5 protein-coding genes and 2 pseudogenes are annotated in these 18,198 nt (G+C 51.0%); all 7 read left to right on the plus strand.

What is annotated here, in order from left to right:
• The first annotated feature begins 550 nt into the window (after nt 1-550).
• The gene (locus tag H6G21_RS23235; RefSeq protein ID WP_190576558.1) at nt 551-2,284 is read left to right on the plus strand and encodes a hypothetical protein; all 1,734 of its coding nucleotides are present in this window, start codon (nt 551-553) and stop codon (nt 2,282-2,284) included.
• Nucleotides 2,285-2,462: 178 nt separating this feature from the next.
• Nucleotides 2,463-5,927 (plus strand): hypothetical protein, encoded by a 3,465-nt coding sequence (locus tag H6G21_RS23240; RefSeq protein WP_190576561.1) that lies wholly within the window; start codon nt 2,463-2,465, stop codon nt 5,925-5,927.
• A 517-nt stretch (nt 5,928-6,444) separates the two neighbouring features.
• Nucleotides 6,445-7,449, plus strand: a pseudogene (locus tag H6G21_RS23245) (AAA-like domain-containing protein); the annotation flags it as partial.
• Nucleotides 7,450-8,006: 557 nt separating this feature from the next.
• Nucleotides 8,007-9,884 (plus strand): lipoxygenase family protein, encoded by a 1,878-nt coding sequence (locus H6G21_RS23250; RefSeq protein ID WP_190576565.1) that lies wholly within the window; start codon nt 8,007-8,009, stop codon nt 9,882-9,884.
• A gap of 123 nt (nt 9,885-10,007) precedes the next feature.
• Nucleotides 10,008-11,783, plus strand: a complete 1,776-nt coding sequence (locus tag H6G21_RS23255; protein WP_190576567.1) for a lipoxygenase family protein — start codon at nt 10,008-10,010, stop codon at nt 11,781-11,783.
• Between the two features lie 122 nt (nt 11,784-11,905).
• Nucleotides 11,906-17,677 carry an AAA family ATPase gene (locus tag H6G21_RS23260; RefSeq protein ID WP_190576569.1) on the plus strand — a complete coding sequence of 1,924 codons (5,772 nt, stop codon included), beginning with the start codon at nt 11,906-11,908 and terminating at the stop codon, nt 17,675-17,677.
• Nucleotides 17,676-17,972, plus strand: a pseudogene (locus H6G21_RS23265) (hypothetical protein); the annotation flags it as partial. The gene H6G21_RS23260 and the pseudogene H6G21_RS23265, both read left to right, overlap by 2 nt.
• Between the last annotated feature and the right edge of the window lie 226 nt (nt 17,973-18,198).

The following is an 18,198-nucleotide window of genomic DNA, read 5'->3' on the forward strand; positions in this document are numbered from 1 at the left end:
TTTATCTATCGTGTCCCAATCTTCAATCATATACCCCACCAACTTTGGCCTCATTGTAAGCTAAGGGCTGCGAATAGGTGCTTTCGAGTTTCGGGGATAACCTATCAACCGACCAATTTAGAGCTGTTGGCCTATATTCCTACGAATAACCTCATGCTTTGAATGGGCGGTTTAACGTTAATGAATCATAATGAACCATTAACTCTAAAGTCTGAGCCTGATCAAAATCTAATGTAATGCTCTTGCAGTTTTCCAAGACGTAACGGATTTCCTAGTTCTGATTTTAGAGACATCGGTTGATAATTTCAGGATTAGGAAATCAAGAGAATGAATTCTTTAATACCATGGGTATTCATTCAAATTAGAATGTTTACATTAGATATAGTCGAGCCAGGATTGGTTTTTAACCTTCATTGCAGCATTGTTAATTGAACCAATTATTAGGATACTAATGGTCTTATTCATGATTATTATCGTGAGTTATTCGTGATCAAGTTAGTGAATAAATCTCTACAGAATACGTAATCTATATCTAATTCAGTAGGTTCTTATGGCCTCTAACAAGTCATATCTTTCTAGCCCCAAGTATGGTTATGATTTTGTCGTCGCAACTACCCAAGCTAGCATTAATGCAGGGCTGAAGGAATATCTCGATACGATCGATCAACCGACGACCTATCTTTGTTTCCTTGTGGATGACGATGGAAACCCCTCTGAATATATTGATCTCGAGACGTTGAAGCAAAGGACAGGCGGGATTGATCCCTTCACAATCCCCAATAAAACAAAATACAACGATCCTCGAATTACCACACTGACCCAAAATCGGTTTGCGGTGGGTCTAAAGCTGAAGTTAGGTCTACCGTCCAGTGTTCCGTTAGAAAATTTACCCCCGATCGTTGATTTAGGGAATGCTGCTAATAACGTAACCTTCAATCTATTTGCCTCTGAGTTTGAAATCATTCAGAATAATCCCCCCAGCGGTTGGGGCGGGAAGGGCTCTTGGCAGGTAGTATCGCAACCCACAGATCAACCCTGGTACTTTAGTACAAAGGTTAATTTAGTGTATGGTGACTTAGATAAAGAGTTAAACACTCCCTACTTCAACCAACACCCAGAACAGAGAGAGGCCCTCAAAAATCAACTGCTGAATCTCAATTCAGGGGCTTTTAGTTTGCAGCAACTGCTATTTGATTTAGATAATGCTGCACTTCAGTCCATTCCCACCATTGAAGGCATTGTCAAAGGTTCCAATGCTGATTTGGTGCTGACGAAATACTTTATTAGTTACTACTTTAATTCTGTAAGACAGTATGGGGAGCCCGTGTTGGCCGTTCATGCTGTGGCGAATGCGCCGGATTGGTCAAGTTTGCGGCTGACAGGAATGGAGCGGCAAGTAGCACAATTTGTGGATGGCAATGGCATTGTTGTGAAGGATCCCACCCCTGAGCAAAAGCAGGTGACGACCTTGGCCTACTTGTGCGCGGCGAATAACAATCCCTTACCCGGCGCGGCTAGCTTTAACTGGAATTGGGTAGAGCCTGCTGATGTCCTGAACGAAAGTGGCGCGATCGCGATTAATCGCAATACCTTAGCCACCTACTACAAAACGGTTCTGCTGCCGATCGTGAGTCGGTCTTGTATCAAAGTCTCTTGCAAGGTGGAGTTAGACTCAGATAGCTGGATTAGTGGAAAAGTCAAATATAGCGGCACCCTTCAACCGGGTCAATTTCCGCTTGAAACCAAAATCCCAGACAGTGGGAATACGGTTTTAAATATTTCCTATCAAAGCGATGCCCAAGACAGTGGTAAATCGGGAGCGACAGCGGGTGAACTCAAACTGAGTACTCCCTATTCCTGCTCCGTATCCTTTAGTGGTAATACAATCACGATCGTGCAAAACCTCAAGGTTTGGTGCTATGTCCGTTGGGATGCGACGGAAAATTCGGGCAATGTTTTCGATAAAACGATCACCGATGTCTACACGCTTTCTGTCGGACAGAATGGCTCCCTGCAAGTGAGCGCACCTCAAAGCACCATGATTGATAACTCCCAAACCCCAGAGCGGGGCTGGTTTGTCAATGCCTTCACGGGAGTTGATGACTTGATTAAGAGTCTCCAAAAGCAAATCACCAATTTTGTTGGAACTCAGATCCGAGATATTCCTGCCGCTGATGTACAGAATTTTGTCTTTCCGGGGGCGCGGGTCTTCACCTACAAAGATGCCCAATTTTCCGAACATCAGGACTTAGTGAGCCGCATTACCTACGTCAAACCTAGCTGATTTTACTGGGGGACTGGCCACGATCGATCACACTGACGGGAAGCGCAGACAAGGTTAGCTCCCGGAAGATTGTGCCCCGATCGCTCCAGTCCCTCAGGTTTCTCACCATCAGTCTCAACAGCATTCGTTCTATTTCGTTGATTCATCTAGCATATTTACCATTAGCGGGCATTGATCTATGTCGAATATTAATTTGACCTACTCATCAGAAATGATGACGAATTATCTTCATGCTGAAATTATCTCGCCCCAAGCTAAGTTTGAAGCCTTGCAAACCAACGACGGTCATTCCCTCCTGTTTTCGATCGGAACCGATCGGGCGTTTTACCTAATTCGCGAAGAAAGCGGCACCTCCACCACTGGCTGGAACAAAGTAGACCTGAGCAGCGCCTTGATTCAAAAAGCCTTTGCAGGCCAACCTGAGGCTTACTGCCGCACCTTTGAGGTGGGACAGAGCGTGCAGGATGGTTCGATCGGGATGGCGATGGTGGTCAGTACCTCTATTGGTGACCATTTGTATTTATGTCTAGGGAACTCCAACAAAGACACCACTTGGGCCGACGCCCCGAACTGGATTGCCTACGAATACGACAATGCCCAAGCCAAACTTCCTAAACTGGAAATTGTCAATGTCTTCTTTTGTGAGACAACGGGGGCAACCCAGTACATCATAGTGGATGTGATTCGTGATTCTAATAGCGCGGTGAAAACCGTGAGACGATTCTACATCGACCCCAGCAAGAAAACGGGACGCTATTGGAACAGCCGAGATCTGCCCATTGACCTCGAAATTGACAAGTATGACAGTTGCCTAGGCAGGGCGCGGAAAGGGCGCGTAGATGGTCTGTATACCGCAGGACGAGCAGGTAGCAGCGGCCAGTTAGAGTTTTGCCCAGTGATCAACGTCTATGGCAGTGCACCACCTACGCCCGCTCGACTGAATTTGCCCGGTGGCACGATCGCAAATGCCATTACTGCCACTCGAAACGCTGACTTATCCACAGACTTATTTGTGATGAGTGGCAAAACGCTGTACTACTTTTCTAGTTACAACCAAGCCGATGGTGCGATCGGCGTACCACTGATTACCCATGAAGTCCTCTCCAATACCAGCAAGCTGGTGGCGATGTCCCATGATGGCGTGATTACGCTCTGGGGAAAAAATGCCAGTAATCAAGTCTATTACCTGACCTGTGCCCAGGCAGAAGCCGCCAATCCAATCGCTTGGAGCGTTCCATTGCCGATTCTATCGAGCATTGAGCAAATTTCGCCCTATATTAACGGTGTGGACGGGGGAAATACAATTTTTGCGGCGGGAGATGGCAAACTCCAGAAAATTACACAATCGCCTACCTCCACCCTCTGGCAAGCCCAGGCAATCACGCTACCGCCACCGCCCCAAGGCAAATCGATTTCCTTCAATTCCTACACCACCACGCTACAGATTACTGATTCACAAAATCTGCCGCTGAAGGATATCTCTCTCAGCCTCAGTGCCAGCAGTCGTTGTGTGGTCTATATCAATGGGTTGTACTACGTGATCGACAATGCGCCCATTCATGTGAAGTCCAATGCCATGGGAATGGTGACGATCGTAGAGTCTACAGAGACTTTAACGGGGACAACCTTCACGGTTTCGACGGGCAGTGGGGCTGCGATCGTCATTAACCCCATGGAAACGCCCTTCAAGAAACTCGCTGCACTGAATACGCCGGAGAAGCTCAAGGCTGCCCAAGTGCGGGATGCGAAAGGGAATATGACTTCCTTGGTTGCTAGTAACACAGATGCTGATCAACTCCAGACCGTGGCGACGGCTCTGACTAGTTTGAGTAAAAGCTATGACCAAGCGAATACAGAGTTAGCGCCTGTGCCCACAACTGCCATGGCAAGCTTTGCGCCCGTTGCACCCGTTGCTATACCCATGGCCTCAATGAACCTCAAAGATGCGATCGTGGTGGCTGCGGGTGACCTGTTCAACTGGTTGAAGTCGGGTGTGAACGCGATCGTGAAGGTTGTAGAAGACGCTGCGACCAAAGCATGGCACTTCATCGTTCAAATTGGCGAAAAAATCTATCGCGCTGTACTGGATACCGTTGAGGCCGTCGTCGGTGCCGTAGAATGGGTCTTTCAGGCGATTAAGACTGCCATCTCCGAAGTCATCAAATATGTCTCCTTCCTATTTGAATGGGAGGATATTCGCCGCACCAAGGATGTTCTGCATAACTTGGTTAAATGCTATCTGCAACACCAAGTTGATAATCTTCAGGTAATGAAGCAAGACTTCGACGAGATGATTGGTGGTGTAGAAGACAAGATTAATCAATGGGCTGGAATTCAGGACTGGGCAGGCATTGGATCCGATATTGCCCACAAGCCAGCTACCAGTCAGGCTGCCAACCCCATGCAAAATCAAACTGCAGCATCCCTGCATCTCTCCCACCATTTTCAAAACAATGCTCAAAATGTTTCTATCACAGGCAAGGTTCCGGAAGTTAGCCTAGTTCAGTCGCTGATTGATGATTTGCTGACTGCGCTAAAACAGGAAGGGCGGGTTCTAGACGGTGTGATTGATCAACTGTCTAAGTTAGCGCAAGACTTTGCCAGCTTGAGTGTAGAAGACATTCTGAAGCGATTGGCAGGGATTTTGCTAGATGGGGTGCTCAGCAGTACTCAAGTGGTTGTAGATGCGATCTTTAATATCCTGACGGATCTGGCACAATCGGCGATCGACTTTCTGGATACGAAGATCCATATTCCGGTCATCTCTGACATCCTGAATGAAATTGGCATCCCGGATATGTCCTTCCTAGATGTCTTTTGTTGGATTGCCAGTGTTGCCTACACCGTGGTTTACAAGCTGGCTAAAGGAGAAGCTCCCTTCCCGGATAATGAGTACACCACCTTCTTGAAAAATGCCTCCAGCCTGCGGCAACTCCAGCAGGGCTTCACAACTTCTACCCCAAGGGCCATGGCCATGGCTGCTGGCCCGGTTCGGAGTAGCTCGCTGATAAGTCTCCCCACGATTCCCAAATCGGTGCAGACGGCCATCTTTATCATGGGTCATGCGATGGCAGGCTTCTTTGTGTTCAATGCTAACTTTGTGGATAGCTTTGAGGCGGCGGCAGAAACTGGAGCTAATCCCTTTAGTACCTTCTCTGGTGTTCTGGGGGTGCTAAGTGGGGGATCGGTGGGCTTTGCAAATTTCTTGGTGCCTAAGTTTGCGATCGAAGAAACAGCGATCAGCATCATGGGTACAGTAACAACGGGCCTGCGGCTTCTGTGCAAAGGCATTTTTAGTAGCCCCATTCAGGGTAAATTTGCGGCTTCGGAAGGGATTATGCAAAATCTAGCGGCGGCGGATGGTCGGGCGACCGGGGCCATTGTAGATGCTATTTTGATTATTCCAGCGATCGCCTGCACCGGATGGCATTTCTATGAGTTGGCCCAAAAGTCGGCGGGGAGCGATCGCAGTGATGCCATTATTGAGGAAGTCAGCAATTGTACCTCGTTTATTTCCCGCGTTTCCTACACAATTGCGGTGAATGATCCCGAACCCCTATCCAAAGCGATCGGGATTGGCGTCATGGTGGGGGCAAATGTAGCTTATTCCGGCTTGCAAACAGCTCAGGCCGCCATCGGCTAAGGATGATTCAAACGAGAATTCCAGTAATGGCCCGTTGTTAATGAGTGGTAAGTAGACAATTACAACTCAAACAGACTCTAGGACTCATCGACGGAGTAGAGCAGTCCTAGAGTCCTTTCTATCCAGATTCTTTGCAGTACTCTAACGCTAACTGAAAGCTGGGTTGGAGTACTGCGACCTGGAAAACCTCGCTAGTCTAAATTGAGAACGATTCTGAATGCAAAAGTTTATTGCATTTTGTTGCTGTGAAGAGGCAACCAATTATGATGCACACACGAGGATGACTGCATTTTTCGTGGCATTTCTCTAGATTCCTCCAGTCAGATGCTCCCTGCATCCGATCGCTGAATTGAGTCAATATGTTACGGCATGGAGACAGCACCATGGAAGTTCTAGGAATTGCTGGGGAAAGCTCTGTATCCTGACTGCATGGAGTCTTAGGATTCCACAGCACTCTATACAGACATTGATCCTCGTGCGTCTCTATACCTATCCTCCTTTGAATATGTCAGCCTCTTATCCAAGTGGCTCTCTGGCCCTAGACTCGCCCTATTATCTGGAGCGCCCCACCATTGAACAACCTGCCTATGCTGAAATCCAAAAGCCCGGTTCCCTGATTCGCATAAAAGCCCCTCGGGAGATGGGAAAAACGTCCTTGTTGCTCAGGTTACTGGAATTTGCCCACCAACAGTCCTATCACACGGTGAGCTTGAACTTAGAGCAGGTCGATGACGCCATTCTCAATGATTTAAACCGGTTTTTGCGGTGGTTGTGCGCCAGTGTAACAAGGCAGTTAGGGCTGGTTCCTTGCTTGGATGACTATTGGGATGAAGATATTGGAAGTAAGGTCAGTTGTACGCTTTATTTTCGGGGTTATTTATTAGAACAAATCCAAAAGCCCCTGGTTCTTGCGATCGACGAAGTGAACTATCTGTTTGAGCATCCCCAGGTGGCCAAGGATGTTTTACCGTTATTCCGCTCCTGGTTCGAAGAAGCTAAACGATTACCTGTCTGGCAAAAGCTTCGTCTTGTGGTGGTTCATTCCACTGAGATCTATGTGCCGCTGCAAATTACCCAATCACCCTTTAATGTCGGCTGCCCGATCGAGCTCCAGCCGTTCGACTTAGCTCAGGTCAAGGCGTTGGCCCAACGGTATCAGCTGGACTGGCTGCCCCAGCACCCCGAGTCTCTCATTGCGTTGTCGGGTGGGCATCCTGCGCTCGTGCATTTAGCCATTTATCACTTGAGCTGTGGCCAACTGACCTTCCAGCAGTTCATGGAAACCGCTGCGACCTCTAGCGGTATTTATAACAATCATCTGCAACGCCATGCTGCGGTGCTGCAAGAACAACCGGATTTGGCTCAGGCACTCATTTCCGTGATGACCTCCTCTGCTCCCCTCAAACTGGATCCCATGCAAGCCTACAAATTGCACAGTTTAGGGCTGATTAACTTGGTGGGCGATCGCGCTACTCAGGGCTGTGAACTCTATCGGCGCTATTTTGCGCCATCGGCGTTGGCCGCCCCCATCCCTAGCTCTCGCCGCAAGCGAGGGGTGATTCTGACAACCCATGGTCTTGAAAAGTTGCAGAAAGAAAAACGGGAGGTGGAAGAACAAGAAAATCGGGGACAGCGGCTGACGCTAGAACAACTCAGTGAACGGACGGGGCTATCAGTCGATACCTTGATGAAGGTTCAAGCGCGGGAAGGGAAGGTCGATAAGCAGACATTGAAGATCTACTTTCAATCCTTTGGCTTAACTTTGTCTGCGAATGACTTTGAGTTTCCTCCCTCAGAGGAGCCTGGTGGTGATTGAAGCCTCTGAATTTCCCTGTCATAGCTCAATGTTCTTGCGTCTCTCTACGTATTTTAGGATTTCATTTATTTTCTAATCCCAGTCATGATGAATCCAATTATCAAAGATTAGAAGATGCATTTCTGGGAACTGCAACACACTATTTATGTAAGTTGCCAGAAAATCTAAAAAGACGTTGAGTATTTTCGCAAGATCAGTAGAGAACCGATTAGTCTTTCAGTCAATGGTCTGTGTTTGGGTTAACCTCATTTGTTTAATGTGCTGTGTTTCCAACTCTGCCGCAAAGCGATCGTGCTCCCGCTGCCCGACAGGCTCAACTCAATCGAGCTAGGGCGAAATATACGTTTGTCCATGCCTATCGGAGCGATGACTGCCCCGATGGGGTGGGTCTGCTGGCCAATTTGCCCTACGACCAAGAATTTACCTTGCCTTACTTGGCCCAGGTCCTGACGGTGGATAGTACGCTGTTGGCTAACCATGCCGCGATCGACTTGGAATTCTTGACGGGGTTGTTGCAAGGGTCTGTGACGCTGGCAGATTGGTTGGGGTTGGCGAAATCGCTGACCGATCGACCGTTTTTTCTGGCGCAACCCACCAAAGCGGCTCGACGCATTTCCGATAGTTTTCCGCTGAATTTAGAGCAATATAACGCTCTCTTTGCAGTGATTGCCCAGCCGGAAATCGTCAATATTTACAGCCAATCCCAGGCCGTCCGAGATCGGGCCTTTGCTTGGCAGCGACTGGCTGGGGCGAACCCCATGGTGCTGCGGGCCGTGACGACTCTACCCCAGCACGATCGCACCTGGAAGACGGGCTGCAATGACGAAGACATCCTGGCTCCCCTGCCACCGGGGGAATTGCCTGCCAATTTTCAGATTACCAATACACTGTACCAACAGGTCATGGGCTCCCAGGATTCCCTGGAAAAAGCAGCGGCGGAGCGGCGGCTGTATCTTGCAGACTATCGCCTCTTGATGAACTTGCCCCAGGGCAAATGGCAGAATGGCCTGTTCCCACAAAATCGCTATCTCTATGCCCCGTTAGCGCTGTTTGCTTGGCAACCGGGGGACGATCGCACTTTGGGGGAATTCAAACCCGTCGCGATTCAGTGTCAGCAATTGCCGACGGATCAGACGAACCCCGTCTTTACGCCCTTGGATGGCTATCGCTGGCAAATGGCGCAAACGGTGGTGCAATGCGCCGATGGCGTGTTACAAGAAATGGTGCATCACTTGGGCTATACCCATATGGTGATCGAAGCCGCGATCGTTGCCGCCTACCGTAACTTGGCCGCAGCCCATCCCCTCTATATCTTGCTTGCGCCCCATTTCCAGTTCACGCTGGCCCTGAACGACTACGCCACGAAGCACCTGATTGCGCCGGGTGGTCAGGTCGATAGACTGTTTGGCAGTACCTTGGAGGGATCGCTGACAGCGCTCGTGCGGGGGCTGCGGGAGTACGATTTTAGTCGGGCGGCCCCGCCGAAGGAGTTGGCCGATCGTGGGGTCGATGATGGTCTGGGTTTGCCGGACTATCCCTATCGCGATGATGCCCTGCGGGTCTGGCAACCGCTGCACCAATTTGTTCAGCGCTATGTGGCCTTGTACTATGGCGGTGATGAGGATGTGCAGCAGGATTGGGAATTGCAAGGGTTTATCCAGACGTTTGGGGATCCTCAGCAGGGTAATATTCCCGGAGTGCCAGCCCAGATTACAACCCGTGACCAATTAGTCGAAACGATCGCGACCCTGATTTTTACGGCAACGGCCCAGCATTCTGCACTCAACTATGCCCAGTTCCCGTTTATGGGCTATGTCCCCAATGTGACGGGGGCTCTCTATGCCCCTGCGCCTACCCAGGACACGCCCCAGGATCAAAGCAGTTGGCTGGCGATGCTGCCGCCCACATCCAAGGCACTGCAACAGTTTGTCATTCTCTATCAGCTGTCCAATGTGCGGTTCTCAGTGCTGGGACAGTATGAGCCGTTTTACTTTGAGGATCGACGGGTCGATGCCTTGGCGCAAAAGTTGCGTCAGGAATTGGCCCTTGTGGAAATTGCGATTAAAGATATCGATCAATACCGATTTTTATCCTATCCCTACCTGATGCCTTCGACGATCGGTAATAGCATTTTTATTTAACAGGTAACTGATTAACTTTTTATCTCGATTTAGTTGATACTTCCATTTCAATTGTTGGTTTAATTCAAGGTCGGCTCTATTTATTCATCCATCACCGCTATGTTGTTTTCCCTCGATCCACTGATGCCCTCTCTGCCCCAAGAGGATCCCTGTCCCGATCGACGGGCGGCCTGTCTAGCGGCGAGTCGTGCCATCTATCAGTTCGACACCAGCTATGCTGACATCGGCTTTGTGCAGCAAGTGCCCCTCTGGGAACAGTTCTCTCCGGAGTATCTTGCAACCTTTGCCAAACTCCAGGGCACCGTCTACGCCAACCAAGCGGCGGCAACCGTTCAGCAATGCTACAGCGCCCCGGAGGGGGGCTTCCGGTTTGCGGTCAATCAAGTGCGATCGCGGCTGCAAGATTGTGAATTGCAATCCCTGTATGGGCCTAGCCGCGATCCTCGCGTTCCCCCCTTTAATGAACGCACGCCGCTGTCCATGACGGACTATGAGCAACTCTTCCAACTGATTACCCCGCCACCTAATCGCTACCGTTGGCAGCAGGATTGGGCCTTTGCTTGGCAACGCCTTGCGGGAACGGCCCCGATTTTGATTCGATCGGTGCAAGAGGCCCTGCCGGAGAATTTTCCCGTGACGGAATCCCACATGCAGCGAGCCACGGGCGGCAGTGATAGTCTGGCGGCTGCGCTGGCGGAAGGGCGACTATTCATCGTTGATTTTGCGATTTTGCAGGGCATTGCCGCTGGCATTACCGATCACTATCGCAAGTACCTCTATGCCCCGATCGTGCTGCTCCGCTGGGATCCTCGGGCGACCTGTCCCCCCGGAGGCCCGCCCGGTCGGCTGCTGCCCGTCGCCATCCAATGCGGCCAGGTGCCCAATCCCCAGACGCCCATTTTGACCCCCGCCGATGGGGTGGCTTGGGAAATGGCCAAGGTGGTGGTACAAAGTGCGGATAGTAATTATCACGGGGTGGTTGAACATTTGGGCCGCTGCCACATTATGGCGGCTTGGATTGCTCTGTATACCTTCCGCCATTTGGCTCCGAACCATCCGCTGCGGGTGTTGCTGACGCCCCACTTCCAGTTCACGTTGGCGGTGAATGTGCCCACTCGATCTCTGTTGTTGCCCGGTGGCCGCACGCCTCGTCTGCAAGCGGTCAGTTTGGAGAGTGCGATTCAGCTGTTGAAGCGCGGCTTTACGGAGTTTGATTGGAATGCCTTAACGCCGCCCACGGACTTCAGCCGCCGAGGGGTTCTGGATCGAGATCGCTTGCCCGTCTACCCCTATCGGGATGATGCATTACCCCAGTGGCAAGCTATTCGATCGTTTGTGGGAGACTATGTGGCGCTCTACTACAGTACCGATCGGGAGGTGACGGAGGACTTTGAACTTCAGGATTGGTTCCGCCACATGGGTAGCGGCGAAGGGGCACAAATTAAGGGGATGGGACGGGATGGCCAGTTAGCCACCCGTGCTGACCTGGCCGATCTCATGGCGCAAATTATCTTCCGGGTGACGGTATTCCACGCGCTGATTAATTACACGGTGTTTCCCGCCATGGGATTCATGCCCAACATGCCCACGGCAATCTATGCTCCGGCTCCGATCGAGAACCATGTCTATCAACCGGATGATCTGTTGTCGCTGTTGCCACCCATGGCCGTTGCCTTAGATACCCTGAGTGATGTCTATGTGGTGGGGCATTTGCGTTGCAATCAGTTGGGAGCCTATGCGCTCTGTCATTTTGTCGATCGGCGGGTGCGTCCGTTGGTCGTGCGTTTACAAAACCGTTTGGCTGAGATTGAGCAGGAGATTCAATCCGCCAATTTACACCGTCCGGCTCCGTTTGAGATTCTGTTACCCTCTCATATTCCCCAGAGTATTCACATTTAGAGATTTTAAGCCTTTAAAAATCTTAAAAAGCAATCTTGAATCACCTAGCTTATGCATAAATCTCAAGTTAAATAAACCAGATCTGAATCATTAAATTTAGTATTTCATTTTCTGTTGTTTCTATGGAAATTCCTGGTTACTGTGATCTGAAATTTCGGTGTGAGGGCAGTCGCTGCACGATTTACTCTGCCTATCGATCGGATGGGTTGCCAGTCATTTTGAAGCATCTGCGAGATCCCTACCCCAGCCCTGCGGAAGTGGCTCGCTTTCGGCGGGAATATCAGATGACCCGCCAGTTCCAGCAAGCGGGAATCATTCACTGTTTAGATCTCATCGATCGTGGCAATCAGTTTGTCATGGTGCTCGAGGACTTCGGTGGACAGGATTTAGATCATTTTTTGACGATCGAGCCGCTGTTACCCATGGCTCAATGTTTGGAATTAATGCTGCGGCTGGCCCAAAGCTTGGGAGAGGTGCACCGGGCTTTGATCATCCACAAAGACATTAATCCCTCGAATATTGTTTGGAATCCCCAAACCGATACCTTAAAGCTAATTGACTTTGGCATTGCTAGCCAGCTCTCGCGGGAAACGCCCAGCCTGACCGATATCCGGGTACTGGAAGGCACCTTGGCCTACATTTCGCCAGAACAAACCGGACGTATGAATCGATCGGTGGATTTTCGATCGGATTTGTATGCCTTAGGGGTCACGTTCTATCGGATTCTGACGGGGCAGTTACCCTTTCCCCTGGCGAATCCGCTGGAGATGATTCACGCCCACATTGCACGATCGCCGATGTCACCCCAGGCAGTGAGATCGGACATTCCGGCGATCGTGGCGCAGATCGTCCTGAAGTTGATGGCTAAAAATGCCGATGACCGCTACCAAAGCCCCTACGGCTTAGTCCAGGATTTGCAGCGCTGTTATCAGGATTGGCAAACCCAAGGCCAAGTGACGCCGTTTGACTTGGGCCAAGCGGACTTTCCCGATCGCTTGATTCTGCCGCAAACCCTCTACGGTCGTGAACCGGATTTGCAGCAACTGATGACGGCCTTTGAGCGCTGTCGTCAAGGCTCGGTCGAACTGGTGTTGGTGGCGGGCTATTCCGGCATTGGCAAAACCTCCCTCGTCAACGAAATACACCGTCCCGTCACTGCGGCTCGGGGGGAATTTATCAAGGGCAAATATGACCAGTTCAACCGCAGCAAACCCTATGGCCCCTTGGCGGATGCCCTGACCCAATGGGTGCAGCGCTTGCTCACCCGCAGAGATCGGGAGTTGGCCCAGTACCGTGAAACATTATTGGACGCAGTAGGCTCGAATGGACGGTTGTTGGTTGATGTGATTCCTGAATTTGCCCAAATTTTAGGAACCCCGCCCCCGCTGCCAGAGATATCCGACACAGATGTTGAAACGCGCTTGACCCTCCTGTTCCGGGGGCTGCTGCGGGCCATTGCGACCGCAGACCATCCGATCGTCTTGTTTATCGATGATTTGCAATGGGCTGACCTCGCGTTTGTCCGCCTGCTCCAGCGGCTCGTGACTGACCCAGAAGCCGGTTATTTACTCCTCGTGGGGGCCTACCGTGACCATGAAGTGAGTGCAGCCCATCCCTTGATGCTGTCGTTGGAAGAAATTCGTCAGACGGGCAAAGCCTTTACCCACCTGACCTTAACGCCCTTAAGCCAAGCCCACACCCACCAACTTATCCAGCAAACCCTGCGATTGTCAGAAGCGACGGCTGCACCGTTGGCCGATCTGTGTTTTCAGCGCACTCAAGGTAATCCCTTTTTTCTCAACCAATTGCTAGAAACGCTGTATACCCGTGAACTTCTCACCTTGGATCCCGCTCAAGGCTGCTGGGTTTGGGATTTACAGACAATTCAAGCCCAAGGCATGACCGATGATGTCATTTCCTTTTTAATTGACAAGATGGGCGATCTGCCGCCCACCACCGTGCAGGCGTTGCAACAAGCTTCGGTGGTGGGGAACCACTTTGATCTCGCTAGTTTGACCACGTTGCTGGGGGTGGCCCCTGGGTTTGTTGTGAGCCAGCTCCAACCGGCTTTGCACCAAGGCTTAATTGTGCGCGTCAATGATAGCCTCGAACTGGAAACGGTCTATGACTTCGAGGTCGATCGATCCTACAATCCCCACTATCGATTTCTGCACGATCGTGTCCAACAGGCAGCCTATTCCCTACTCCGTCGAGAAGAACGGGTGGAAGCGCACTATCATCTCGGTCTGCAACGTCTAGCCCAAGCCCAAGAACAGAGCGCAGCCCAACCGGACGCCCAATTGTTTGCGACGGTGACCCACCTGAATCAGGCTCAGGAGCGCTTATCGGCCTCCGATCGATTCACCCTGGCTCAACTCAATTTGCAGGCCGGGGTCAAAGCGAAACAAGCAGCAGCTTTCCAAGTAGCTTTAGAATTTTTGCTCACGGGGGTGAAGTTGCTGGAGGCCGATGCTTGGCAACAGCATTATGCCCTGGCCCACGGGCTCTATACCGAGGCTGCCATGGTCGCCTATCTCGCCAATGAGTTAGCCACCATGGAGCGTCTGCACCAACAGATTCTGGATCAAGTTCGGCAGCCCTTAGATGCGCTCTCGGTGCATGAGGGGGCAGTGGGTGCATTAATTGCGCAGAACCAGTTAAACGCCGCGATCGACTACACCCTACGGGTGCTCCGGGAGGATTGGGGGGCGCAGATCCCCAGCCATCCCACTACGTTACAGGTGTTGGGGCAATTGCTACAGACCCAGTGGGCTTTGCGGGGCACAACCACGGAGACGTTACTGAGCCTGCCAGAGATGACCCATGCGGCCACCTTAGCCATCATGCAACTCCAGCGGAATATCGTGTCCCCCACCTACTATGCACGACCGAACTTACTGCCGCTGATTACCTTTAGCATTATTCGCGCCACCTTAACCCACGGAATTGCGCCGGAATCAGCCTATGCCTTTGCCTTAATGGGGGTGATCCAATGTAGCTTGGGCAATGAACTCAAAGGCTATGAAATGGGGAAGCTGGCCCTCCAGATCCGATCGCGCATTCAGGATCCCATCCTACGGAACCGTACAGCCCATGTTTTTAATTCCCATGTGCGCTTTTGGAAGGATCCCTATCGAGATGCAAAGGAGGGCCTGCGAGAAACCTATAAACAGGGCTTAGACTATGGCGACGTAGAATTTGCGGCCTTTTCCGGGATGATGTCCTGCGCCATAGCCTTTTACCAAGGAGACCCGTTGGACAGGGTGAAGCAGGAAATGAATGCTTTTAGCGCTATTATTTCCGACCTGGGGCAGGGAACATCCCTCTATACCCACGAAATCCATCGCCAAGCAGTCTTTAACCTCATGGGAGACTGCACCGATCCGAGTCGATTGGTTGGCCTCGCCTACAACGAAGAGGAAGCTGTACCGATCCATCAACAAGCCTCAGATCTCTCTAATTTATCCACTTACTGGTACACCAAAACGTTTCTGCATGTGATCTTGGGGGATTACGATTTAGCGGTTCAAGCCGCCAATACTAATCGCCAGTATTTAAATGGAGCCACAACAACCGTTTATGTCGCCAATTATTTTGCCTATGATATCCTGAGTCAGGCCCAGGTCTATGCCCAGTCCCCCGTTCCGGAGCAGCGCCAGTTATGGCGACGGATGCAGCAGAATCGGCGGAAGTTGGCCCGTTGGGCGGCCATGGCTCCGATGAATTTGGGTCATCAGTTGGCCCTCGTCGATGCGGAATTAGCTCGGTTGCAAAAGCGGTTTGATCGCGCGATCGATTGCTATGAGCAGGCGATTGCCCTAGCCCGCCAAAATGGGTTTCTGCACCACGAAGCCTTGGCCTCGGAATTGGCGGGACGGTTCTATCTCAGCCGCAACTATGGCAAACTGGCCTTGGCCTATTTGCGGGATGCCCGTTATCTCTACCAACAATGGGGCGCGATCGCCAAAGTCCAACGGTTAGATGACGCCTATCCAGCCCTGCGCCAAGAGGATAGCGCGATCGGGCCAACGATCGGCACCCGACGGATTAGCCTAGACACCACCACGGGAACCAGTAACCTGTCCCTTGATTTTGAATCGGTTATTCTTGCCAGTCAGGCAATTTCCAATGAAATCGTTTTGGAACAGCTTTTGCAAACGCTGATGAAAACGGTTCTAGCAACAGCAGGTGCACAAACTGGATTGTTGTTCCTAGAACAGGATGGCACTTGGCAAGTCGTGGCTGCCGATGGCGCAGAGGGCGTAGAGGCATTGACGTTGGCGGATGCAGACTTTTCTCCCGCAATCCTCAATTATGTGATTAAGTCCCGAGAAAGTGTTGTTCTGAATAATGCCACGCAGGAAGGACTTTTTACGGATGATCCCTATGTGGTGATGCATCATTCGCAATCCATTCTCTGTGCGCCATTGCTAAACCAAGGCCAACTGAATGGCATTTTGTATCTAGAAAACAATCTGACCACCGGAGCCTTTACCCCGGAGCGGGTGGAAGTCCTCCAGATTCTGTCCAGTCAGGCTGCGATTTCCCTGCAAAATGCGCAACTCTATGTGACCTTAGGCCAACAGAATCGGGCCTTGGAACAGGCTAAAAATCAATTGGCGGACTATTCTCGAACCCTAGAGCAAAAAGTTCAGGAACGCACTCAAGAACTTTCCCAAACGCTGGAGGTGTTGAAGGCGACGCAGGCAGAATTGCGCTTTGAAAATGAATTACTCCGTAGTGCCGAAGCGCCCAATACCTATTGCTATCAGGTGGGGGGCAGTTTGCCGATGGATGCACCGACCTATGTCGTCCGATCGGCCGATCGGTATCTGTACAAGGCTCTGCACCAAGGGCAATTTTGCTACATCCTCAATTCCCGCCAGATGGGAAAATCGAGTCTGATGGTTCGGATGTTGCGGCAACTGCAACAGGAAGGATACAGTTGCGTGGCCCTAGATTTGACCCTCATTGGCAGCGAAACCGTTACCCTTGAACAATGGTACAAAGGTTTGGTGGTGCAGCTTTGGCAGGGGTTTGATTTGCTGGGACGGGTGAATCTCAAGCAATGGTGGAACGATCGCTTAGATCTTTCGCCGGTGCAGCGACTGGGCCAGTTTTTGGAAGAGGTGCTGCTGACGGAGGTGGGAACCGACGAAATTCCGAATTCCCGCAATCTGGTGATTTTCTTAGACGAAATTGACAGTGTGCTGGGCCTTCCGTTTGCAGTGAATGACTTTTTTGGATTCATTCGGGCTTGCTATAACCAACGGAGCCTTAACCCCATCTGGAATCGCCTCACCTTTACGCTGTTGGGCGTAGCAACGCCTTCTACCTTGATTACGGATATTCAGCGTACGCCTTTTAATATCGGGCAGGCCATTGTCCTAGAGGGCTTTAAAGAACACGAATCCCAGCCGCTGTTAAATGGTTTGATCGATCAGGTTAGTAATCCGCAAACGTTGCTGAAGGCATTGCTATTTTGGACGAATGGTCAACCCTTTTTGACCCAGAAATTATGTCAGGTGATCCGCAATGCCCAGGAGCCCATTCCCGCCAACCAGGAAGCGGAGTGGGTAGCTGACCTTGTGCAGGCTCGGTTCATCGATCGCTGGGAGTCTCAGGATGAGCCAGAACATTTACGCACGATTGCCGATCGCTTGCTCCACGGCCCTCTTCCCGCACCGAATCTGCTCAATTTGTATCGTCAAATTCTGGAGGCAGGCTCGATCGGGCTGTCGGATAGTCCAGAGACTGCGGAATTGTTGTTATCGGGGATCGTCAACAAGCAGCAAGGGCAATTTCAGGTCAGTAATCGCATTTATGCCGCAGTGTTCAATTCTGCTTGGATTGAGGCCGCGCTGTCTGCGGTGACTTTGGCATCGCTCGGATGACACACAAAAGGGGTGTGCCGTGCGCTGGAAGATTGAGCAGTTTTACCGGGAAGTCAAGCAAACAACGGGCATTGAGGCCTGTCAGTGTCGTAAGCAACGGATTCAGCGCAATCATATTCAGCGCAATCATATTGCCTGTGCTTTGCTGGTGTGGACTCGGTTGAGACAGTTAGCAGAGGCAATGGGAACGATAGTTTACCAACTCAAGACACGGTTACTATCAAACTATTTGATTGAGCAATTGAAGTCACCTACCCTACCCATGCGATTGAGCAGTGCCACTCCTCATATTTAGGGCTTTGCGTAAGTCCTGATCCTGACAAGATTCAATCGGCTTGAGAGCGGGTCTATGCTGAGATCATGAGCAAGTGCCAAACCAACGAAAGCAGAAAAGTACGGTGGACCCCAAAAACTGGACAGGTAGTTAAGCTCTGAAAACTCAAACTGTGATAGGAGTATTTCATGGGCAATAAACGCAAACAATACAGCGCCGACTTCAAAGCCAAAGTAGCCTTAGCGGC

The organism is Alkalinema sp. FACHB-956 (assembly GCF_014697025.1).
In the GTDB taxonomy this organism is placed as follows: domain Bacteria; phylum Cyanobacteriota; class Cyanobacteriia; order Leptolyngbyales; family Leptolyngbyaceae; genus Alkalinema.